This is a genomic window from Kyrpidia spormannii (assembly GCF_002804065.1).
Classification (GTDB): domain Bacteria; phylum Bacillota; class Bacilli; order Kyrpidiales; family Kyrpidiaceae; genus Kyrpidia; species Kyrpidia spormannii.
The window spans coordinates 1,648,431-1,670,755 of sequence record NZ_CP024955.1 but is presented as its reverse complement, the minus strand read 5'-3'; the positions used below and the strand labels follow the sequence as shown (position 1 = coordinate 1,670,755).

At 57.8% G+C, this 22,325-nt stretch carries 21 protein-coding genes; 20 read left to right on the top strand and 1 reads right to left on the bottom strand.

Annotated features, from left to right (window positions below; translation table 11 throughout):
- The first annotated feature begins 26 nt into the window (after positions 1-26).
- The 16 genes from pdhA (at position 27) to CVV65_RS08445 (ending at position 18,040) form a co-directional block, all read left to right on the top strand.
- The gene (gene pdhA / locus CVV65_RS08525) at positions 27-1,109 is read left to right on the top strand and encodes a pyruvate dehydrogenase (acetyl-transferring) E1 component subunit alpha (protein WP_100667760.1); all 1,083 of its coding nucleotides are present in this window, start codon (positions 27-29) and stop codon (positions 1,107-1,109) included.
- Between the two features lie 14 nt (positions 1,110-1,123).
- Positions 1,124-2,095 carry an alpha-ketoacid dehydrogenase subunit beta gene (locus tag CVV65_RS08520; protein ID WP_100669328.1) on the top strand — a complete coding sequence of 324 codons (972 nt, stop codon included), beginning with the start codon at positions 1,124-1,126 and terminating at the stop codon, positions 2,093-2,095.
- Positions 2,096-2,270: 175 nt separating this feature from the next.
- Complete coding sequence (locus CVV65_RS08515; protein ID WP_100667759.1) at positions 2,271-2,927, top strand: helix-turn-helix transcriptional regulator; 657 nt, start codon at positions 2,271-2,273, stop codon at positions 2,925-2,927.
- A gap of 166 nt (positions 2,928-3,093) precedes the next feature.
- Positions 3,094-3,828, top strand: coding sequence for a 3-oxoacyl-[acyl-carrier-protein] reductase (gene fabG, locus CVV65_RS08510; RefSeq protein ID WP_100667758.1), 735 nt, complete (start codon positions 3,094-3,096; stop codon positions 3,826-3,828).
- Between the two features lie 61 nt (positions 3,829-3,889).
- The gene (gene phaQ, locus CVV65_RS08505) at positions 3,890-4,360 is read left to right on the top strand and encodes a poly-beta-hydroxybutyrate-responsive repressor (RefSeq protein ID WP_232796738.1); all 471 of its coding nucleotides are present in this window, start codon (positions 3,890-3,892) and stop codon (positions 4,358-4,360) included.
- Positions 4,326-4,886, top strand: a complete 561-nt coding sequence (locus CVV65_RS08500; RefSeq protein WP_100667757.1) for a hypothetical protein — start codon at positions 4,326-4,328, stop codon at positions 4,884-4,886. Before phaQ ends, CVV65_RS08500 begins: the two co-directional genes overlap by 35 nt.
- A 376-nt stretch (positions 4,887-5,262) precedes the next feature.
- Entirely contained in the window at positions 5,263-5,703 is a 441-nt protein-coding gene (locus CVV65_RS08490; RefSeq protein ID WP_100667755.1) for a DUF4349 domain-containing protein, read from the top strand.
- 115 nt (positions 5,704-5,818) lie between these two features.
- Positions 5,819-6,592, top strand: coding sequence for a 3-oxoacyl-[acyl-carrier-protein] reductase (gene fabG / locus CVV65_RS08485; RefSeq protein ID WP_100667754.1), 774 nt, complete (start codon positions 5,819-5,821; stop codon positions 6,590-6,592).
- A gap of 75 nt (positions 6,593-6,667) precedes the next feature.
- Positions 6,668-7,753, top strand: coding sequence for a class III poly(R)-hydroxyalkanoic acid synthase subunit PhaC (gene phaC, locus CVV65_RS08480; protein ID WP_407928404.1), 1,086 nt, complete (start codon positions 6,668-6,670; stop codon positions 7,751-7,753).
- 311 nt (positions 7,754-8,064) lie between these two features.
- Positions 8,065-9,423, top strand: a complete 1,359-nt coding sequence (locus tag CVV65_RS08475; RefSeq protein ID WP_100667752.1) for a putrescine aminotransferase — start codon at positions 8,065-8,067, stop codon at positions 9,421-9,423.
- Between the two features lie 38 nt (positions 9,424-9,461).
- On the top strand, positions 9,462-10,406 hold the full coding sequence (speB, locus tag CVV65_RS08470) for an agmatinase (protein ID WP_100669324.1): 945 nt from the start codon (positions 9,462-9,464) through the stop codon (positions 10,404-10,406).
- 69 nt (positions 10,407-10,475) lie between these two features.
- Positions 10,476-12,566 (top strand): sigma 54-interacting transcriptional regulator, encoded by a 2,091-nt coding sequence (locus CVV65_RS08465; protein WP_133121264.1) that lies wholly within the window; start codon positions 10,476-10,478, stop codon positions 12,564-12,566.
- A 74-nt stretch (positions 12,567-12,640) separates the two neighbouring features.
- A complete protein-coding gene (locus tag CVV65_RS08460) occupies positions 12,641-14,146 on the top strand; it encodes a gamma-aminobutyraldehyde dehydrogenase (RefSeq protein ID WP_100667750.1) in 1,506 nt (501 codons plus the stop codon).
- 401 nt (positions 14,147-14,547) lie between these two features.
- Positions 14,548-15,321 carry a ClpP family protease gene (locus CVV65_RS08455; protein WP_100667749.1) on the top strand — a complete coding sequence of 258 codons (774 nt, stop codon included), beginning with the start codon at positions 14,548-14,550 and terminating at the stop codon, positions 15,319-15,321.
- Positions 15,318-15,542 (top strand): YlzJ-like family protein, encoded by a 225-nt coding sequence (locus tag CVV65_RS08450; RefSeq protein ID WP_100667748.1) that lies wholly within the window; start codon positions 15,318-15,320, stop codon positions 15,540-15,542. The genes CVV65_RS08455 and CVV65_RS08450 overlap by 4 nt, the downstream gene beginning before the upstream one ends.
- A gap of 152 nt (positions 15,543-15,694) precedes the next feature.
- On the top strand, positions 15,695-18,040 hold the full coding sequence (locus CVV65_RS08445) for an FtsK/SpoIIIE family DNA translocase (RefSeq protein WP_100669322.1): 2,346 nt from the start codon (positions 15,695-15,697) through the stop codon (positions 18,038-18,040).
- Between the two features lie 26 nt (positions 18,041-18,066).
- Here CVV65_RS08445 and CVV65_RS08440 read toward each other — a convergent pair whose 3' ends face one another.
- The gene (locus CVV65_RS08440) at positions 18,067-19,260 is read right to left on the bottom strand and encodes a hypothetical protein (RefSeq protein WP_100667747.1); all 1,194 of its coding nucleotides are present in this window, start codon (positions 19,258-19,260) and stop codon (positions 18,067-18,069) included.
- A 99-nt stretch (positions 19,261-19,359) separates the two neighbouring features.
- On the opposite strand from CVV65_RS08440, the gene CVV65_RS08435 reads away from it, so the two are divergent.
- The 4 genes from CVV65_RS08435 (at position 19,360) to CVV65_RS08420 (ending at position 22,261) form a co-directional block, all read left to right on the top strand.
- Positions 19,360-20,124, top strand: coding sequence for a DUF3388 domain-containing protein (locus CVV65_RS08435; protein ID WP_100667746.1), 765 nt, complete (start codon positions 19,360-19,362; stop codon positions 20,122-20,124).
- Between the two features lie 25 nt (positions 20,125-20,149).
- Positions 20,150-20,941, top strand: coding sequence for a helix-turn-helix domain-containing protein (locus CVV65_RS08430; protein WP_198592176.1), 792 nt, complete (start codon positions 20,150-20,152; stop codon positions 20,939-20,941).
- Between the two features lie 80 nt (positions 20,942-21,021).
- On the top strand, positions 21,022-21,618 hold the full coding sequence (locus CVV65_RS08425; protein ID WP_100667744.1) for a YhcN/YlaJ family sporulation lipoprotein: 597 nt from the start codon (positions 21,022-21,024) through the stop codon (positions 21,616-21,618).
- Between the two features lie 151 nt (positions 21,619-21,769).
- Positions 21,770-22,261 (top strand): YajQ family cyclic di-GMP-binding protein, encoded by a 492-nt coding sequence (locus CVV65_RS08420; protein ID WP_100669320.1) that lies wholly within the window; start codon positions 21,770-21,772, stop codon positions 22,259-22,261.
- The last annotated feature ends 64 nt before the right edge of the window (positions 22,262-22,325 follow it).

Here is a 22,325-nt window from a genome sequence, read left to right as displayed (position 1 = left end):
TTTCGATACACGAAGGAGGGTCGAGGATGAGCGAGCCGGCTCTGCAAAGTAAGGATGGAGTCCGGGACGTTGGCGTTCAAGAGGCAGAGGCGCCCCTAAAGGAAGCGAATATTCCGCCCAAGGAGCAATGTGTGGAGATGTACCGGTGGATGGTCAAGATCAGGGCCTTTGACCGGCGTTGTGTCCGCCTTCAGCGCCAGGGTCGCATCGGGACTTACGCTCCATTGGAGGGTCAGGAAGCGGCCCAAGTGGGGAGTGCCTTCGCCCTGGCCCCCGGAGATATGATGTTTCCCACGTACCGGGATCACGGGGCTATGGCTGTCCACGGTGTGCCCTTGGAGCGGATTTTGTTGTACTGGAACGGCCGGGTGGAGGGGGCGGACTATCCCCAGGATGTTCAAGTGTTTCCCCCGGCGGTGCCCATCGGAACCCAGATCCCCCACGCCGTCGGTTATGCCATGGCGAGGCAGTACCGCGGGGACACGGGAATCGCACTGGGGTATTTTGGGGACGGAGCCACCTCCGAAGGAGACTTCCATGAAGGATTGAATTTTGCCGCCGTATTTCGGGCACCCGTTGTCCTGTTCTGCCAGAACAATCAGTATGCCATCAGTGTTCCATTTTCCCGTCAGACGGCGACTCAGACGGTGGCGGAAAAAGCGGCGGCCTATGGCATCGAAGGAATTCGCGTGGATGGGAATGATCTCCTAGCGGTGTACGCGGCGACCCGGCACGCGGTGGAAAAGGCGAGAAGGGGAGAGGGGCCGACGTTGATCGAAGCTTACACCTACCGGTTCCACTCCCACACCACGGCTGATGATCACACCCGCTACCGCGCCGCCGAGGAGGTGGAAATGTGGAAGAGCCGAGATCCCATTCGGCGGTTTCGGGCGTTTTTAGAAGCCCGGCGGTGGTGGGACGATCAGTCGGAAAGGGCTCTCGCCGATGAGGTGGAAGAGCGGATCGAGCTGGCCGTTCAGACCATGGAGCAGTGGGAAGCGGTAAACCCGGCGGACATGTTCAACCATTGTTTTGCAGATCTTCCGGAGGCGTTGCGAGAGCAGGAGGAAGAGCTCTCCGAAGTGCTGCGGGGGGGTGACCGGGCGTGAGAGAGACCCGGAACATGACGATGATCCAAGCCATCCAAGATGGGCTTTACACCGCTCTGGCCGAAGATGATCGGGTTCTGGTTTTCGGAGAGGATGTGGGCCAAAACGGAGGGGTGTTTCGGGCTACCGATGGCTTGCAGGATGCCTTCGGCCCCCGGCGGGTGTTTGATACCCCTCTCTCTGAATCGGGTATTGTGGGCACAGCGGTGGGTATGGCGGCTGCCGGCTTAAAACCGGTGGTGGAAATTCAGTTCATGGGGTTTATTTACCCTGCCTTTGAACAAATTGTCAGTCATGCTGCCCGGGTGCGCACCCGCACCCGGGGGCGACATCCGGCTTCCCTGGTCATTCGCGCCCCTTACGGCGGGGGGATCCGGGCGCCGGAACTTCACTCGGACAGTAGTGAAGCGTTTTTTGTGCATCAGCCGGGGCTGAAAGTTGTGGCGCCTTCCGGGTCTTATGATGCAAAAGGGCTGTTGCTTGCGGCCATCGACGATCCGGATCCGGTGGTCTTTCTGGAGCCGATTCGATTGTACCGGGCGTTTAAGGAAGAGGTGCCCCTGGGTCACTATACGGTGCCGATCGGGAAGGCCAAAGTGGTGCGGGAAGGCGGAGATCTCACCATGTTCGTCTGGGGCGGAATGGTTCCCTGGGCGATGGAGGCGGCGGAAAAGGCGGCTAGGCAGGACGGGATCGAGACCCGGGTGGTGGATCTGCGCACACTCTTTCCCTTGGATGTGGCAACGATCGTGGAGTCAGTGGAGCATACCGGCCGGGCGATAATCGTTCACGAAGCTCCCCGCACGGCCGGGGTTGGGGCGGAAGTTGCCACTCTTATCCAGGAAAGGGCCTTTTATTCTCTGGAAGCGCCCGTGGTCCGGGTGGCTGGATTTGACGTGCCGTTTCCCCTCTTTTCCTTGGAGGATCTTTATCTTCCGGGGGTTGCTCGGATTCTGTCGGGCATACGCCGGGCCGTGGCCGCTTAAAAAAACCTGGGGTAGGACGGCCTTGGAGCGCCCTCGCGCCAGCCGTCGCTTCTACCCGCACACCTCGCCGCCGTCTTTTTGCCGAATCGCCGGATCTCGACGGAGGCTCAGACTCGTTAGGGACGTGATATAATAGATTTCGACTGCACTTGTGCCGGGGCGAGGTGAAAAATGAGTGGGGGAGAAGGAACTTCTTTTCAGAAATATTCAAACATTGATGGAAACCTTAGGGAGGTTGTTGGGAGAGGACTGCGAAGTCGTTTTACACGATTTTGACCATCCGGAACGTTCCATCGTCGCTATTATCAACAACCGGGTGACGAATCGACAGGTAGGAGACCCAATCTCGGAGTATGCCTGGAAAGTTCTGCGCCGCGGGCTCGAGGAGAATGAACACGCCATTGTGTACCGCACCTACACCAAAGAAGGAAAACGAATTCGATCCACCAATGTGTTTCTTCGGGACGCCGGGGACCGGGTGGTGGGCTGTGTGAGTTTCAATCAAGATTTGAGCCGCCTGGAGTGGATCCGGGGTTGGGTGGACAGTTTTCTGCGGGACGACGGGGATTCAGTGGATGAGGTGGCCGATGAGTTTGCCCACGATGTGATGGCAATCCTGAATAAAATGGTAGAGCAGACCATTGCGGGACCGGGGAAAGAGATCCATCGCCTCACGAAAGACGAAAAATTGATGATCATCGAAGAGTTGGATGAGAAAGGTGCGTTTCTGATTAAAGGGGCGGTGGATCTCATCGCCTCCCAACTTGGCGTGTCGAGATACACGATCTACAATTATTTGGATGAAATTCGTGCCAAAAACCGGATGATGTGACGACTGATCCGAATTCAACCGCCCAAAAGGCGGTTTTTTTATTTACACGGGGAAATAAATGGAGTAGAATGCCTATAGATGTAAATGACATCTATAGGCAAATAACCAATCGCGTTTCCGCGCTTGAAGATTATCCAGAGAAAACTTGTGGAGGCGATTCCCATTGATGACAGATAAGGTGGCGGTCATCACCGGCGCGGCCAATGGCATCGGACGGGCGACTGCGCGCCTCTTTGCTGCCCACGGCGCAAAAGTGGTGTTGGCGGACGTGGGGGACGCGGAGGGCTCGGCTTTAGAATCGGAACTCAAGGAAGGCGGGACGGAGGCCCTCTTCCTCCACGTGGACGTTCGCAAAGAAGACCAGGTACAAGAGATGGTGGACAAAACCCTGAAGCGATTCGGACGAATCGACGTCCTTATCAATAACGCCGGGATTACCCGGGATGGATTTTTGGTCAAACTTCCCCTTGTCGCGTGGCACGAAGTTTTGGCGGTCAATTTAACAGGTGTCATGCAGTGCACAAAATCGGCTGCCCCGGTGATGATCCAGCAGGGAGGAGGCGTTATCCTCAATGCTTCTTCGGTGGTGGGCTTGTATGGCAACATCGGTCAGACGAATTACGCCGCCACCAAAGCCGGCGTGATCGGATTGACGAAAACCTGGGCACGGGAACTTGGGGCCAAAGGCATTCGGGTCAACGCCGTCGCACCGGGGTTCATTGAAACCGGCATGACCGCCAAGGTGCCAGACAGAATCTTGCAGACGGTGAAAGAGCGGACACCTCTCAAACGTATGGGGCGCCCCGAGGAGGTGGCGCACGTCTATCTCTTTTTGGCGTCAGATGCCGCCAGCTTTATTAATGGCGCGATCATCCCGGTGGACGGAGGCTTGGTCCTCTAACACATTCGGGATTGACACAGGCGTCCGTATAGATGTAAAATACACCTAGAGGTGAAATGAGATGATGGAGACGCCAATGGAAAGGGGGCTCCTTGGCAAAGCGCCAAAAAATTTTCTCCTTCCGTACATCCTGTTGATCCTGCGGGAAGTTCCGGTTCACGGGTACGAATTGGTTCAAAAGTTGGCTGTTTTCGGTTTTCAAGATGTAGACCGGGGGAACGTCTACCGGATCCTTCGGCAACTGGAAAAAGACCATTACGTACAGTCCGAGTGGAACACGGAGACAGCGGGACCTGCAAAGCGCCTCTATTCCCTCACTGACGCCGGAGAGGCGTACCTGCGGTTGTACGCTGCGGAATTGGAGCGTTACCAGAGTATGTTGGACCAGTTTTTTCGGACCTACAGCAGTATCTTGAATCTGTACAACCCGTTTTTGGGGGTTTCCGGCGGACCTTTGACAGACCCAGCCAATTCAACGAAAACAGGGAGGAGTCACCATGACCCAGGCCACCCCGAATCCAAAGAAACCTGAGAAAACGACCTACCGGAGTGACACCATTCTCGACCCCGCTTGGAAATATTACGAAGACAGGGCCGGCGATTGGCAACGGTTTATCGAAAAGCGGGAAAACGACTATTTGAATGCCGTCGCTGAATCTCGAAAACTACTCGCCACGGCTCGGAAAAATGTAGAGGGATTGACCAAAGATTTGATCCGGGAGTCGGAACAGGTGTGGAAAAGTTTCTTGCCGAAGGACTCAAACCCGGAGGACGCCCAGGAATCTCAGAAGCAGTCCTGGGAGACTTTGGCCCAGAAGGCCCAGGACCTGTGGTGGACGCCCTGGAAGTCGTACATGGACTGGAGCGAAGCCTACGAAGCGCGGTGGGAGGAGCAAAACCAGACTTGGATCCGGCAGGTTCAGGAACAGCGTAAAGTGTTTTGGGATTTCGTCGATCAAAATAAAGATGCGCTGAAAAAAGTCCAGTACCAATGGTTCCATGCCCTGGAGGACGGAGTGCGTCCTTGGTTGAGCGCCTGGGGCAAAGAGAACGCTTAAAGGAATCAGCCGGAACCTTTCCCGATGAAACGAAGAACCGCCCGTTTTTGCGGATTGGCGCAAACGGGCGGTTTTTTGTGAACATCGGATCGGTCGGGAATATTGAAGCGGCGGTAGCGCTATATATCGAAGGTGTGACAACAAGAGATCATCCGAGTCGATGATTTCTTATCATATTCTTAACATAGTTTTCACATGTTCTTCGACATCAGTCGACGATTTTCTCACGTGAGTTTTGGTACACTTGGTCATAGAAAGACCGGCAAGTGATACTGCGCCAGGGAGGTGGGAGCCCGGTCGGGGGTGGGGGGCAATAACTGTCAGTCACCGGTATCCTTGCGGTTAGCATCGAGAGTTTGAAGAAGGAGCGGATGGCATGGCCGTTCAGTATTCAGATCCTTTCGTAGCATGGAAGAAAATCTACGATGAATGGGAACCGCATGCTGCCGAGGCATGGAACGATTTTCTGACGAGCGAAACCTATTCCATCATATCCGCCCAAATGATGCAGGCTTTTCTTCAAATGAACCAATTAATTTCCCAAACGATGAAATCCGTCGCCGAGAAATCCCACCTCCCCTCCATCGACGACATGGCGAGGCTCGGGGAAATGGTCGCAGCGGTGGATGAAAAGATCGATGCCATAGACGAACGACTCATTCGGGTGGAAGAAACCTTGAAAAAGATTCAAGGGGCTCTAGAGAGTCGAACCCGACCTGGCCAAGGAGGCCGGGGCCGGCGGACCGCCAGTCGGGACGAGAGCCCTGAGGATCGGGAGCTCTCGGGGGATGCACCCTCTTCCGGGGGCGAGGAGTAGCTGCGGACATGGCGCATGGGGCGTTTGAATTCGCTTGTTCCAAGATTCACGTGTAATCCATGAGTTTTATGTACGGCAATGACCGACCACGATGGGGAGAACGGGGGAGATCAGAATGGCACTTGCTGAGGAAATGGTCGTTCAAGGACGTGTATTGGCCGGTAAAGTTGCGTTGGTCACCGGGGGCTCTCGGGGTATTGGTGCGGCCATCGCCCGGGAATTGGCCAGTCTCGGGGCGACCACAGTTCTCAACTATTGCCGAAGCGCAGAACAGGCTGAGGCTTTGGTGCGCCAACTCAGCGAGCACAATGATCGGGTTGCCGCCTTGAAGGCCGATGTTTCCCAACCGGAGGAGATCGATCGGTTGTGGAACGAAGTTTCCGACAGATTTGGACCGATCGATATCCTCGTCAACAACGCCGGGATCACCCGAGACTCTCGGTTCCTCAACATGTCTGCAGCCCAGTGGGAAGATGTGATGCACACCAATCTGGACAGCATGTTCCACCTCACACAACGGGTTCTCCCCTCGATGATCGAGAACGGGTTTGGTCGCATTATCAACGTTTCTTCCATCATTGCCCAAACCGGCGGGTTCGGTCAAGTGAATTACTCTGCGGCAAAAGCTGGGATCATCGGATTCACCAAGTCCCTCGCCCTAGAGACAGCCAAATATAACATCACCGTCAACGCCGTGTGCCCGGGATTTATCTGGACGGATATGGTGGCGGCAGTCCCTGAAAAAGTTCAAGACAAAATCAAAGCGAAGATTCCTATGGGCCGGTTCGGCCTCCCTGAAGAAGTGGCAAAAGTTGTCCGGTTCCTGGTGGTGGACGGAGATTACATCACTGGACAATGCCTCAATGTGAACGGTGGCATGTACATGTAACATTCGGAGAAACTCGCCAAGCACGAAAGGGGAGCGATGATGACGGCAGAGAGTTGGCAGACCATGTGGAATGCGATGTTTCTTCAACAGGATGCCCTAGCCAGGATGGGCCACCGGTGGCTGGAACAAGCGCCGACAAGTTGGCGCCGGTACCGCAAAGCTGTGGAAATCCTCAGCCAGGCCGAGCCGCCGACCGGACAAACACCGAAGACCGCAATCTGGCGAAAGAATAAGATGCGACTGTATCATTTCTCGTTACCCGGTGTGGAGCGTGTGCACCAATTTCCGGTACTCATGATGTACGCGATGATCAACAAACCCTACATCCTCGACATGGAGCCCGGACATTCCTTTGTCGAATTTCTTGTACAGCAGGGGTTCTCGGTTTATATGATCGATTGGGGTGTCGCTGGACCTGAAGATCGACACAACGGGTTCGGAGAGTACATGTTCGACTATCTCGACAAGGCCGTGGATCGGGTTTTGAGGCACGCAGGCGCGGACCGAATTCACATGTTCGCCTACTGCATGGGCGGAACGATGGGAGCGATGTATACCGCGCTTTTTCCCGACAAAGTCAAGGATTTGACCCTTCTCGCCGCGCCGATCGACTTTCGACATGCCCCGCTGTACAATCAATGGCTGCGCAAAGAGTATTTTGATGTAGATAAGCTTGTGGAAACATTCGGCAACGTTCCTCCCGAAGTGATTGATTTTGGCAACAAAATGTTGAAGCCCATGAGTAATTTCGTCGATCCCTGGGTTTCGTTGTTGGATCGGGTGGATGACGAAACCTTTGTCCACAGTTGGAGGATGTTGAACAAATGGGTCAACGACGGAACTCCGTTCCCGGGTCAGGCGTACCGCGAGTGGATCCACGAGTTCTATCAGGATAACAAACTGATCGAAGGGACACTGATCCTGCGGGACCGTCCCGTGGATTTAAGTCAGATCCGTTGTCCCGTTCTTCTGCTGACGGCCGAGCGGGACCACATCGTTCCCCCTCCACAAAGCGAGGCGCTGTTTGAACACATCCTAAGTTCCGATCGGACGGAATACCAATTCCCCGTCGGTCACGTCAGCCTCGTGTACGGCGGGACGGCCAGTAAGCGGGTATATCCGAGAACGGCTGACTGGTTGAAGGCACACGACGCAATGTGAACATGGTGTGAGGGACAGGGTCGCCGGACACTCACGTGCACCGGCGGCCCGTCTGTCGTCCCATCGACCGCTCGAACTCAAGGAATCCGGGACGCCGCCGCTCCCCGCTTTTTACCATTGTCAATCGATTCAGAATCAGGTATCCTCAAGAAGGGGGTCGTTGACGCATCAGATATGCGCATATGAATAGGGTATGTGTGTGTGCATAAAGTCTTCGCCCGCGGAACTGCAGAAACGGGCAGTGCGATGTGGTATGATTTTTGCTTATAAAAGACGGCATCCTGAGTTCATTGCTGAAAGGAGCCGTTTACATGGATGAGAGAAAGGTTCTTGACTTCACTGGTCAGGTTCTTGAACTGATCGCGAAAGATCAAATTTCCCCGGAAGAGGCACAATGGGTCACCCGAGAGACGATCGAAGGGTTCCAAGAATATGTAAATCCAGGATTTCTGGAATACCGGAAGTCTGTGACCTCGGGATCCTTGGACGCGGCCGTGGAATGGGCGGACGCGGGGCCGAACAGTTTTCGCGATGTCAACGGGAAGGAATATATCGATTGTCTCGGGGGATTTGGGATTTATAATGTCGGACACCGCCACCCCAAGGTCATGAAAGCGGTGCTTGATCAGTTGAACCGGCAAGCCCTGCACAGTCAGGATCTCCTCGACCCCCTTCGGGCTTTCTTGGCAAAGATCCTCGCAGACATCACTCCCGGCGATCTCAAATATTCATTTTTTACCAACAGCGGCACAGAGTCGGTGGAGGCGGCCATCAAGCTAGCCCGGGCGTACAACCCGTCGAAGCCCACCGTGATTGCGGCAACCCGGGCGTTCCACGGGAAGAGCTACGGCTCCTTGTCGGGCACGGCCAAAGGAGTCTTTCGCCGGCCCTTTGGCCCTCTGGTTCCGGGTTTTCGGCATGTCGTTTTCAATGACCTAGATATGTTGGAGAAAACCATGGAGGCCTGCCGGCTGACCGGGGACGACGTGGGAGCCGTTCTCCTCGAGCCGATCCAGGGGGAGGGTGGCGTCAATATTCCTGACGACGATTATTTGCCGGGTGTCCAGAAGCTTTGCCGGGAATACGGAGCCTTGCTCATTCTCGATGAAGTGCAAACGGGCATGGGCCGTACGGGCAAAATGTTCGCCTGTGAGCATTACGGCGTAACCCCGGACATTCTTTGCTTAGCTAAAGCCTTTGGCGGCGGAATCATGCCGGCCGGAGCGGTGATCGCCACCGAGGAGGTCTTCTCCACCCTGTTTGACAACCCGTTCTTGCACACCACGACCTTCGGCGGCAACCCCCTGGCTTGCGCCGCGGCCATCGCGACCATTCACGTCCTCCTCGAGGAGAACCTCCCCGCCCGGGCCGCGGAAATGGGCGAATACATGCTGGAGGGTTTGAAGCGGGCCGTGAAAGGACACGAGGACAAAGTCGTGGATGTGCGGGGCAAGGGGTTGCTCATGGCGTTAGAGTTTGTGGACGATCACGTGGGATTCGAGGTCGCTAAAGCACTGTTTGACCGAGGGGTTTTGGTGACCGGGACGTTGATCAACGCCCAGGTCATCCGGGTAGAACCGCCGCTCACCATCAAGAAAGAGCAGGCAGATCGGGTGTTCGAGGCGCTGGCAGACGCCCTGGCCCAAGTGCGAGTCGGGGCGGCGCAATAATGCCGACCAGCTCGCCGAGGGAGGCGCAGACCTTGTTCATGAGCCGTGTCCCGTCTGAAAAAGAGATCCCGCGGTTCTGCGGGTGGAACACCTTTATGAAGCTGCCGGCCGGATCCTCCGGAAGGCTCGGAGACTGTATTGGAGTGTTTGGGGTGCCCTTTGACGGGGGTACTTCTTACCGCGCCGGTGCCCGGTTCGGACCCCAGGCCGTCCGGGAGGCTTCCGCCACCCTCTATCCCTACCATCGCCGCCATCACATACATTTGTTGGAATCAGCGGCCGTGGTAGATGGCGGCGATCTGTCCGTGATTCCCACTGATATTGAACAAACCCTGAGATCGATCCACCGCCAAGTGGTGGAACGGGTGGGCCCAGGCGGCCGATCCCTGTTTCTAGGGGGCGACCACTCCGTCACTCTCGGATTGCTCCGAGGGATCCGTGAACTGTGGGGGCCACTCGCTCTTGTCCATTTTGATTCCCATTCGGATTTATGGGATTCTTTTTGGGGCGGGCGGTACAACCATGCGACGACCTTTCGACGGGCTGTAGAGGAGGGTTTGATTGACCCGAATCGCTCCATCCAGGTGGGTATACGAGGCTCTTTGGAAACTCGGCAGGAGGCGGAGTTTGCGAAGGAGTTCGGCATCGCGGAGATCGATGCGCAGCAGTGGCTGAAGACAGGCCCGGAAAAAACGGCCGAGGCGGTTCGCCGGCGGGTTGGCACAGGCCCTGTATATCTCAGCTTCGACATCGATGTCGTGGATCCGGCTTACGCCCCCGGCACAGGAACTCCAGAAGTCGGTGGCCCCTCCTCGGCCGTGGCGATAGAGACGCTCAGGGGATTGGCCGGGCTCAATGTGGCGGCGATGGACGTGGTGGAAGTGTCGCCGCCTTACGACCACGCGGACATCACCGCCTTGTTGGCGGCCACCGTGGCATGGGAAGGGCTTTTCTTGCTGGTTCAAGCACGTTCCCCGGCATGACCGGCCCCGGACGGGGGGTGGGTGCCTCGGCAGACGGAACCGCGGGGCGGGGGCCCAGGATGGAAGGAAGTGAGCACTGTGGAATTCGCCCAATGCCTTCGAGAAGTTCGATGGGTGAGGGGAGATGAAAACGTTCGGCAGATTGAACGGGAGGCCGGATCCCGGGGAGATCGGTATGTATTTTTCAAGGACGGTTCTTTGTACAAAGCCCTGGAGATTCGCATCGGCGCGGAAGCCGGGGCCGACGAACCCGATGGGGCCCTGCGCACCTGTTCCCGAAGTTTTCCCGTGCTCTGTGTCCCTGAACCTGAAGTGCCCTACCGAACTCTGGACCTTTTGTCGGAGCAGGTGACCCTGATCGATACTGATCAGGGCTTGCAGTACGTCGAACGCCAGGACTATCTCGTGTACCTCCTGACCTGCCGAGACTGGAATGTCGATTGGATCCGGCTGCTTCTTCACTCGATCCCCATGGGACTGATCGTATGCGATCGGTCGCGCCGGGTGGTCAACTATAACGCCAAAGCGCTTCGCATGCTGAAAAAATCCGAGGCGGACAGTCTCAACATGGCGTCGATATTCGGCGAGCAGGTCCTGTCCCAGGTGGTAGACCGGGGGGAGTTCGTCTTCAACCAGGTCTATATGCGGGAAGGACTGTTGGCCGATTTCGCCCCGCTCCAGGATCACGACGGTTCCATCAGCGGGCTGGTGGTGGTGCTTCAGGATCTTCCGCACATTGAGGAGATGGCCATGGAGTTGGATAAAGTGAAAAATCTCAACCGCGACCTCCATGCGGTCCTTGCCTCTTTGTGCGATGAATTGTTTGTCATTGATCCCGACGGGGTCGTGATCCGGGCCAGCCAAAGTAAAATCATCACCGCCAACCACGCTGCTGGCTCCGATCCTGTGGGACGCAATTTTTTCTCCGATGAAGCGTTTTCGGATCTACCCACCGATGTGGTGCGCCTGGTGATCGGGCAAAAGCGGCGCATCTCCATGGAATGGGAGTCGGGCCACGGGGTTCATATCCTGTTCGAAGCGAATCCCGTGCTTGATGAGTCCGGGCGTTTGATCCGGGTGGTGGTCACGCTCCGGGATATCACGGAGACTTCAAAGCTCAAAAAAGAATTAAAGGAAGTGCAATCCCAGTCGGTTCGATATAAAAGGGAGCTGGAGGCCCTGAGGAGCCGTCTGGCTCCGGAGCGGGATCCCTTGGTTTGGGCGAGTCCGGCCATGGATCAAGTCATGCGCCAGGTGGAACGGGTCTCGCAGTACCCATCGACGATCCTCCTTCTCGGCGAATCGGGGGTCGGCAAGGAGGTGATCGCCCGGGCGATTCACGAGAGAAGTCCCCGCCGGGAACGTCCCTTTGTCAAGATCAATTGCGCGGCAATTCCGGAGTCGCTGCTGGAGAGCGAGTTATTCGGGTACACTCGCGGCGCTTTTACCGGTGCCAACGCCCAAGGCAAAATGGGCTTATTCGAGCAAGGGGACGGGGGAATCGTCTTCCTCGACGAAATCTCCGAGATCCCCCTCTCTCTTCAAGCCAAGCTGTTACGGGTCATTCAAGAAAAAGAAGTGTACCCCGTGGGCGGCGTTCATCCGCGCCAACTCGACGTCCAGATCATTGCCGCCACGAACCGGAACCTGAGGGAAATGGTGGAGTCCGGACAATTCCGGGAAGACCTGTATTACCGGCTGAACGTGATTCCCATTGAAATTCCGCCCCTTCGCCACAGGCCGGAGGATATTTCTCTCCTGGCTTTGCACTTTCTTCAAGAGCTGACCCGAAAATACGAACGGGAGTTGCGTTGGGGCAAAGGTGCACTGGAGAGCCTCCGGAGATACAACTGGCCCGGAAATGTCCGGGAGCTCCGCAACGTGGTGGAACGCTTGGTGGTCACCTGTGACAGCGATGTCATCGAGGCGGTTCACGTGGAGAGTATGCTCCCCGCCCGGAGGGGTCCGGTCAAAGTTTCGGCGATTGACGACATCATGCCCTTGCGGGAAGCCACAGAAATGGTGGAAGATCAGTTAATTCTGTTGGCGATGAGGCGGTACCACAGCACGACAAAGGCGGCCCGGGTGCTGGGAGTCAGCCAGTCCACGGTGAGCCGGAAATTCCAAAAGGCTATCCAGCGATTTCCCGATCTTTGGTGAAAAGGAACGTCCCCCGTGCCCATCGCGGGGATCATACGCGCGGCGTCATTTTTCAGAAAAAGGAGATGAAATTCATGGAGATCTATCGCATGTGGATCGGCGGAGAATGGGTCCAGGGCGAGGCCGGAGAGGAGAAGGTGATCCTCGATCCGGCGACGGGACAAGAAGTGGCCAAAGTTCCCGAGGCAACGCCTGGAGACGTGAACAGAGCAGTGGAAGCAGCGAGAGCTTCTTTTGAGCGAGGTACCTGGGCGGACGCGGCCCCGGGCGAGCGGGCTGCGGTTTTGCTGAAAGCCGCGGATCTTTTGGAACAGCAGGCCCAGGAATACGCCGAACTGGAAACCCGCCAGACCGGTAAGCCTTTGAAGCTGTCGGCATACTCCGACATCCCCGCGGCCATCGATAACATTCGCTTTTTCGCGGGGCTCGCCCGGCATATAGAAGGAAAGGCCACCGGGGAATACCTTCCGGGATACACGTCTGCGATCCGCCGGGATCCCGTGGGGGTTGTCGCTTCCATCGCCCCTTGGAATTACCCGCTGCTGATGGCGATCTGGAAGCTGATGCCGGCCCTGGCCGCCGGGAATTCTGTGGTGATCAAACCCGCCCCTAACACGCCGCTGACGACGCTGAAATTCGCGGAAATCCTGCATGAAGCCGGCCTTCCCGACGGCGTGGTGAACGTCGTGACCGGCGACGGCCCCACGGTGGGCGCGGCCCTGACGAGCCACCCCGCCGTGAACATGATCTCTTTTACGGGATCGACCCAGACCGGGGCGAAAATCATGCAGGCGGCATCAGATACCACGAAGCGCCTCCATTTGGAACTGGGGGGCAAGGCGCCGTTCATCGTATTCGACGATGCGGATCTCGAGGCGGCCGTTCAGGGGGCAGTGGTGGGCGCTTATGTGAACAGCGGCCAGGATTGTACTGCGGCCACCCGGTTTTATGTGCATCACTCGGTATATGACACCTTTGTGGCACAGTTCATCGATCGGGCCCGGAAGGTGCGGGTGGGACTGCCTGGGGACTGGACCACGGATATGGGCCCTGTGATCTCCCAGGTTCACCGGGACCGCATCGAAGGATATGTGGAGCGGGCCCGGGCGGCAGGTGCCGAGGTTCTGCTCGGGGGCAAGCGTCCGGCGGATCCAAAGTTGGCCGCCGGGTCCTACTATGAGCCGACGATCTTGGCCGGACTTGCCGACGACGCGGAAGCGTGTCAACGGGAGATCTTTGGGCCGGTGGTGGTGGTGATGCCTTTCTCCGACGAGGAGGAAGTCATTCGCCGGGCCAATGGGGTCGTTTATGGACTCGCCTCCTCTGTCTGGACCCGGGATCACCAGCGGGCACTGCGGATGTCGAAGGCCCTCCGCTTTGGGACGGTGTGGATTAATGACCACCTGCCCCTCACGTCGGAGATGCCCCACGGCGGATTCAAGCAAAGCGGATTTGGAAAGGACCTCTCCGCCTATGCCCTGGAAGACTATACCGTGGTTAAACACGTCATGTCCGAACTGAGCGGGCAAGCGGTCAAACCCTGGCATTTTACAATCTTTGGCGACGCACCCCAGGAGTGAAAGCGAAGATGCCTCAGGGCCCCCTCTCCGGTCTCGAGGAGGGGGCTCGTTAGTGGCTGGCCCTTACGAGTTTCCGCCACATGAGCGGACTGCACGTATGCATCCCGGGCCCGGTCCGCCCCCGCGTTATAAAAATCGACAGTGTTCAGTTCGTCCCGAATGGCGAACTTTACTCCTTCCTCAAAGGATGACGGTTCCGGACCGCGTGGTCCATGGACAGTAGCCGTACATCGCCTGGAATCCCCCTTTCTCCCAAACATCTTATGGTCATCCGTCCATGAAGGTGCCTTTCTCCCGGCCACCCAAGGTTTTCCGCCTCATCCGGACATACTAAAGGCAGCGCGGCCCGCCGGGCGGGCCGCGGAATCAGAGCTGCAGTGAGCTGTCGAGGAGGCTCAAACATGGATCAATACCATCGGATACCGTTTGCTATTGCGGGTGAGGGGGAGGAGACACCGGGTGCCCCTCCTCAGGCCACACCGCCCCCTTCCGGCCCTTTACAAGCGTTAGAACGATTGGGGCAAACCCAGGTTCCAGATGTGGACAGCGATCTGTATTGCATCACTATTATCGGGCAGATCGAAGGCCATATCGTTTTGCCCCCCCAGAACAAGACGACCAAGTATGAGCACGTGATTCCGCAACTGGTGGCGGCGGAGCAAAACGACAAGGTGAAAGGGGTGCTCATCGTTCTGAATACCGTCGGAGGGGACGTGGAGGCGGGGTTAGCCATCGCCGAGATGATCGCGACCCTCACCAAACCGACGGTGACTTTGGTGCTCGGCGGGGGGCATTCGATCGGCGTGCCCATCGCCGTGGCCGGGCAGTACAGCTTTATCGCCGAATCGGCGACCATGACCATTCACCCGATCCGATTGACGGGTATGGTCATCGGCGCGCCAGCTTCCTGGGAGTACCTGGAGCGCATGCAGGAACGGGTGGTGCGCTTTGTGGTGGATCACTCCAAGATCTCTGAAGCCCAGTTTCGGGAATTGATGATGAAAACCGGAGAGTTGGCCCGGGACATCGGAACCACCGTGGTGGGCAAAGATGCCGTCCGCTACGGCCTGATCGACGAGATCGGCGGCATTGGTCGGGCGCTCGGAAAATTGCGGGAGATGGTGGACGCCGCAGCAACACGCCAACCTCCCACGGGAAAGCCGGTGATCCAATGATTCTCTACACCGCGGTGCCTCTTTCCCTTGTTTTTGCAGGAGAAGCGCGGCCTGCTGCCCCCAAAATGGAAATCCGGGTCGGGTTCGCCTGCCTGGAAGTGGAGTCCATCGGCGCGGATCGCGTGCGGATCGTGCGTTTAATCAGCCCAAACCCCGCCGATTATCTCCGGCCGGAATACCAGCCGGGCCGCGAACTTTGCCTTTATCCCGGAATCCCATAACAATTTTGCCGATGCCAGCCGGGGCGAAACCGGCCCTGGAACCTCGTCCGGAAGGAAAAGCCGACTCCCTTGGAGAAATGTAGTAGAACGTACAGCGGTTTTTCCGAGGGAGTGGGCATGGCGTGAGTAAGGTCGAGCAGGCCAAGGAATGGATGAAAACGGAGATTACGGGGCTGGTCATTGTTGCGGCCTCCTTGATTTGTCTAGCGCAGCTAGGGTGGATCGGCCGATCTCTCGCTCACCTCGCCATGTGGGTGGCGGGGGGGTGGTATGTCCTCGTCCCCCTGGCCATGCTGTGGGTCGGGGGCTATGTGATTGTCAAAGGCCGCGCCCCTTGTTGGAACCTTCGGGTGACGGGAGTCTTTCTGTTTATCGCCGTTCTTCTCACCTGGGAGCAGCTCAACCTCTACACCTCCCTTATCCGCAGCCATCCTTTGACTCCACCGGATCTGTGGACGATCACCACCCACCGGATTGACCAGTTGTATTTGGCCAGCACCGGTGCAACCGAAGGCGGGCACCCCGTCGCACCCCCGGAGCGTGTGGGGGGTGGGGCGGTGGGGTATGCCCTTTTTTCTGCCACTCACTTTTTATTCGATACTTTAGGCACCGAGATCGTGTTGCTCATATCCGCCCTGGTGGCGATCATTCTGGCCACCGGCCGGTCGGCCCTGTCAGTGTGGGAGACCTTGAAAAGGTGGGGTGTCCAGTTGGCTCAGGGGATTTCCACCCGCATCAAGGCCCTCGCCGACGCCTGGCGGGCGGCTTCCGAAGCGGATGCCCGAGCGGCCGGACGCCGTCGAACACCAAAGGGGGGCCGAAAGGCGTCCGAAGAAGCGTTTCCCATTCGCGATTTTTCCGAGGCCGGGGCGTGGGTCGAGGAGGAAGCGCAACCCGACACCATCGTTGCTCCACCCGCTGTCGATGCGGGGACAGAGGCCGACGAGGACGACCCGGTTGCCGTTGTCGATGAGGCCAAATCCCGGATTCAAGTACGGCTGTCAAAGGGCCGGCCATCTGGAGTTGGGCCGACCCCGGAGGAAGGAATCGTGGTGTCCTCCAGTCCCCTTGGACGCACGTACCACCTGCCGTCCATCGGGCTATTAAACCCTCCGCCGCCGGGACGAAACGGGTCGGATCTGAAGGACGTTGCGGCTAATGCCCACAAACTTGAGCAAACCCTCGAAAGTTTTGGCGTAAAAGCAAAGGTGTTGCAGGCTTACCGGGGGCCAGCGGTTACCCGTTATGAGATCCAACCGGCAGTGGGCGTTAAAGTATCCAGGATCGTGGCCCTGACGGATGATTTGGCTTTGGCTCTGGCGGCCCCGGATATCCGCATGGAGGCTCCCATCCCGGGTAAGTCGGCCATAGGCATTGAGGTTCCCAACCGGGAAATCGCGATCATCCCCTTGCGGGAGGTGTTAGAAACCCCGGAGTTTAGTCAGGCGAAAAGCCCGCTCATCCTGGCTTTGGGCCGGGATATCGCCGGCGCGCCGGTGATGGCGGATCTCTCTAAGATGCCCCATCTACTCATCGCCGGTGCCACGGGATCCGGTAAGAGCGTATGTATCAACAGTTTGATCATCAGCCTGCTCTTTCGCGCCGACCCGGATCAAGTGAAACTTGTCATGATTGATCCGAAAATGGTGGAACTGGGGGTTTACGGGGGGATCCCCCATTTGATGGCTCCGGTGGTCACCGACATGAGGAAAGCGGCCGCCACTTTAAAAAAAGTCGTGGAGGAGATGGAAGGGCGGTACGCCTTGTTCGCCCGGGAAGGGGTCCGGGACATGGAACGGTACAACGAATTGGCCCATCGATTCGGACGCCCTCTCTTGCCATACATTGTAGTCGTGGTGGACGAGTTGTCGGATCTGATGATGGTCGCTCCTGGAGATGTGGAGGATGCGATCTGCCGCCTCGCCCAGATGGCCCGGGCGGCCGGGATCCACCTGATCGTCGCCACCCAGCGGCCTTCCGTGGACGTGATCACCGGGCTCATCAAGGCCAACATTCCTTCCCGGATCGCTTTCGCGGTCTCCTCCCAGGCAGATTCCAGGACGATCCTCGACATGGGCGGTGCAGAAAAATTACTGGGCCGGGGGGACATGCTGTTCCTTCCCGTCGGCGCTCCAAAGCCGATTCGGGTACAGGGTGCTTTTGTGTCCGAGGCGGAGGTGGAACGGGTGGTGGAAACGGTGAAAAACCAAATGCCGGCCCAGTACCGAGAAGATTGGGATGTGCCGGGCGGGGAAGAGAGTCCTCAAGAGGATTTGGACCCTTTGTTCGACGAGGCCGTCGCCCTGGTGGTGGGATCCGGGCAAGCATCGGTATCCCTTTTGCAGAGGAGGCTCCGCATCGGATACACCCGGGCCGCCCGGCTTATCGATCAGATGGAAGGGCGCGGCATTGTCGGCCCCTTTGAAGGCAGTAAACCCCGGGAAGTTCTGTGGACTCCGGCACAGCTCGAACGGCGCCGGGGCTCTCAGCACTCCTGATGCCAGGCATCCGCGCACCCGCTGGCTCAGTTTTCGTAACCGAGGCGTCGGCCTTGTACCACCGGAGCGAAACCGGCGGCAAAGGCGGCACAACCGGCGGCAGTCAGAAAAAAACCGAGGCGAAAGGCGGTTTCGGTGGGCAAGACCAGAGCGCCAGCCATGAGAATCGTCAAAGATCCGAGGCGTCCGGCCGTGAGAAACCACTCTCGCATCAAAAAATATTGTCCCATGTGGGTGTCCGCTTGAGGAAGACCGCCTATGATATCCATGCTCGCGGCCCCGTAGGAGGCGGCAGCAAAGGGCACAGCCAGCGCATTGGCTGCACCAAAGATGTAGAGGGCTACCGAGCTGGGAAACAGGGTGGGCCCGAGCCCGGCTATGACGAGCACCGCAGCGGACAGCCACAACAGTCGACGGCGGGACCGGGCAGTGAGCCATCTTTCCACCAAGAATCCGCCCATCAGCGTCGCAGTGGAAGAAAGGATGAGATAGAGACCGCTGGCCGTCTCGGTGCCGGTGATGACGTACACGAACACGAGAGGGAGAGCGAGCACCAGTGACTCTCGGCTTCCCCACAGGAGACTCGCACCGAGGAGGCCCCGCCAGCTGCCGAACAGGGGAGGTACTTCTTTCCAATCGAATGGCTCCGGCGTTGGAGGGGCGAGACGTCTGGATGTCCGGTATAATAGGACCAGCAACACAGTAACGAGGCCAAACAGGAGAGGGTGTTCCCCTCGCGGCAACGTGCGGAACACCATTTCAGCGGCCAAGGGCGTAGCAATCGAGGCCGTGGAGGCGGTGAAAGTGTGAAGCCGCTGGTAATGGTCCCGGGTGCGGGGGGCGGTGGCCCGTAGCCACTGTTTGTTGAATCCCCACCAGTAGAGGCCGATCCCTGAGCCGTTCAGAAATCCCGCCACGAGGGGGCGGTGCCCCAACCAGTGTTCCGCCAGAGCCGCCCAGACGGCCAGGGCGGCGAGGACCGCCGCCCCGGCGCGCATAGGGATGCCGGGGTCGAAGCGCTCCAGGATCCCTGCAAAAGCAAAACCGAGTCCGGCGAACAGAAACACGGCGGCTTGGTAGGTTAAAAAGGGAACCAGATCTGGGTAGGACGTCCAAATGACCAGGTTGAGCAGTGCCGTTTCCAGTGTGGTGGCGGCGGCAAACAGCCCGCCGACGAGGGCCAAGGTTCGCCCGGGGTTGACACCGCGGTTGCGGGCCATGCCAATCCCCCCTCTCCTTCTTTGAGACTAACCGGATTCACCACGCTTTACACACTGGGGATTTCGGGATTTTTTTGACATGGGGAGGAGCTCGAATTCATGGAGGACTGGTACTTCGAGTACGACATTCACAAGAACCGCCCCGGGCTTCTGGGGGATATTTCTTCTCTCCTGGGTATGCTATCCATAAACATCCTCACAATCAACGGCGTGGAAAACACTCGTCGGGGTCTTCTCATTCAAGTCGAAGACCGGCAAAAGATTTCGGTGCTGCGCCAATTGCTGAGACATGTGAACAGCATCCAGGTCACCGCTCTCCGGCAGCCCACGTTGATCGACCGCATCGCCCTGCGCCACGGCCGATTTATCGCCCGGGAGTCGAGTGATTTAAAAACCTATAAATTTACCCGAAACGAGTTGGGAATCCTGGTGGATTTTTTGGGGGAGCTGTTGAAGCGACCCGGGCATCAGGTGATTGGGGTGCGGGGGATGCCCAGGGTGGGGAAGACGGAGTCCATCGTTGCGGCGAGCGTTTACGCCAATAAACATTGGACCTTTGTCTCGTCGACGTTAATCAAGCAAACCGTTCGCACCGATTTTGACCCGGACGAGCGCAATCCGTCCACCAACGTCTATATTATTGACGGCATTGTGTCCACTCGAAGGGCCGGGGAAGAACACCGCCGGCTGGTTCGAGAAGTCTTGAAAATCCCTGGTCCGAAAATCATTGAGCATCCGGATATTTTCGTGCGCCATTCGGAGTACGGATGGGATCTGTTCGACAGGATCATCGAATTGCGGAATACCCCGGACGAAGAAATTACGTACGAAGAGTTGCCTTGTGTGTTGAGTGATTATGAGTAAAACCACCGCCCAAGGAGGAGGAGCCATGGAGGACGTCGGGCAATTGCTCCGGAAAACCCGGGAGGGCCGGGGGTTGACTCTGGAGGAGGTCGCCGAAGCGACAAAAATCCGTTCAGTATACCTAGAGGCGATTGAACGGGGGGATCTGAGTGCGCTGCCCCCAGGGGTTTATGCCCGAGGGTTTGTACGGGCGTACGCTGAGTTTCTCGGATTGGACGGAAATGAGGTGTTGATCCAGTCGGGACTGTCGGCGCGTGCCGCCCCGCTGTCTCAGGAAGTCTCAGGGAATGGGGACGTGAGTACCCTGTCTCAGCCCGGCCGCATCCGCCGAGCCATCCCACAAATCGCCGCGAGCGCGGCCCTCCTGGCCGTGTTGCTTGGCGGGTACTGGTTTCTCGCAAACCGGCACCCCGGTTCGGCGCCCCCTGCGTCCCAACCGAATGGCACGACCGCTTCACAGTTGCCAGCAACCCCGCCGGCTACCCAACGTCCTCCTGCCCCCGCGGCTCCTCAACCGGTGCTTCAAGTGGTGAAGCGCAATGCTTCTCAATATATGGTGGATGTGGAGAACGTGGATCAATTACAGGTCGTTTTACGGGTCGGACCCCATCCGTGCTGGATTGATGCGGAAGCGGACGGCCACCCGGTCGAGCAGAGGACATTGCAACCGGGGGAAACCAGAACCTTTACAGGAAATCAGGAGGTGAGGATTGTGGCGGGTCGGGCGTCCTCGTTAACCGTCACGGTCAATGGTCAGCAGCTCGAGCCGGTTACCTGGGACGTCCTGACCTATACGGTGAAGAAAAGCTCCTCCTGAGGCACGGCGTCGGGGAGGCTGCGCATAGTTGCGATCGGTGCGGCGATACTAACGGTACCTAGGGTGAGAGGGGGACTGTCATGGATCGCCGTACGTTGATCGCCATGACATTGACAGCGACCATATCGTTGTTTGCAACTGGATGCGGGGTATCCCGAGAGGCCAATCCTGGAACTCCGGCCCCGGCGCCCGCGCCGGCTCCAGCACCGGGGGGTGCTCCGGCTCCGGTGCCCGCGCCGGCACCCCGTGCAATGGGCGTGCGGGTGGCGGACGACCTGGCGCAAAAAGTCGTTCAGATTCCCGGCGTTCGCGCCGCTACGGTCTTTGTGTCCGGAGATACCGCCTATGTGGCCCTGGATCAGGGAACCACCCAAGGACGGCCGCCGGCACCCGGTGGTGTGGCGCCCGGACAGCCAGCGCCCAGTCCTTCACCCAGCGGCGGAGCCACTTACGGACAAACCGATGTGGCGGTGTCCAATCAATTGAAACAACGGGTCACCGACGTGATTCGAAAAGCGGATCCGTCGATTCGCATCGTCCGGGTCAGCGCCAACCCGGCGGTGATGCAACGGTTTCAGACGTTCTCCCAAGATCTTCAAAACGGTCGACCTGTTTCAGGGGTTGCCGATCAATTTCGGGCATTCGTCCAACGGCTGTGGCCGGCACCTTATTATTGAGGCACTACAATCAAAGGCAAAGCCAGATTGGTGATGAATGCTCCCGGTTGACATCGGCGGCTATGCGAACCCGGAAACCACCCGGTTTCCGGGTTTCCTTTTTTCTCCCTGGACTGTGGTATAATATACCGTGGTGATGGGAGGGAGTGCCGTGGCCAAAGAGAATAGTTTTGACATTGTCTCCAGGGTCGACCTCCAGGAAGTGGATAATGCCGTCCATCAAACGATGAAGGAACTGGAGACCCGTTTTGATTTCAAAGGCAGTGTCAGTCGCGTGGAACGCCAGGGGGAGGAACTGGTGATTCTCAGCGACGATGAATATAAACTCCGCAGTGTCATCGATATTCTTCAGGGAAAGCTGATTAAACGCGGAGTGTCGTTAAAAGCGCTGCAATCCGGCAAGATTGAGCCCGCCGCCGGGGGAGCGGTGCGCCAACGGGTGAGTATTCGTCAAGGGATTGATGCGGAAAACGCCAAACGGATCGTCAAAATCGTGAAGGATAGTAAGCTCAAAGTCCAGGCAGCTGTTCAAGGCGATCAAGTGCGGGTTTCCGGAAAAAGCCGGGATGACCTGCAAAAAGTCATTCAATTGGTCAAAGCTGCGGACCTTCCGTTAGATGTCCAGTTTACCAATTTTCGTTAAAATGGTAATCTGGGCGCCTGTACACGCCCAACAGGTTTGGAGTATACTGTAGTGTACATGTCAA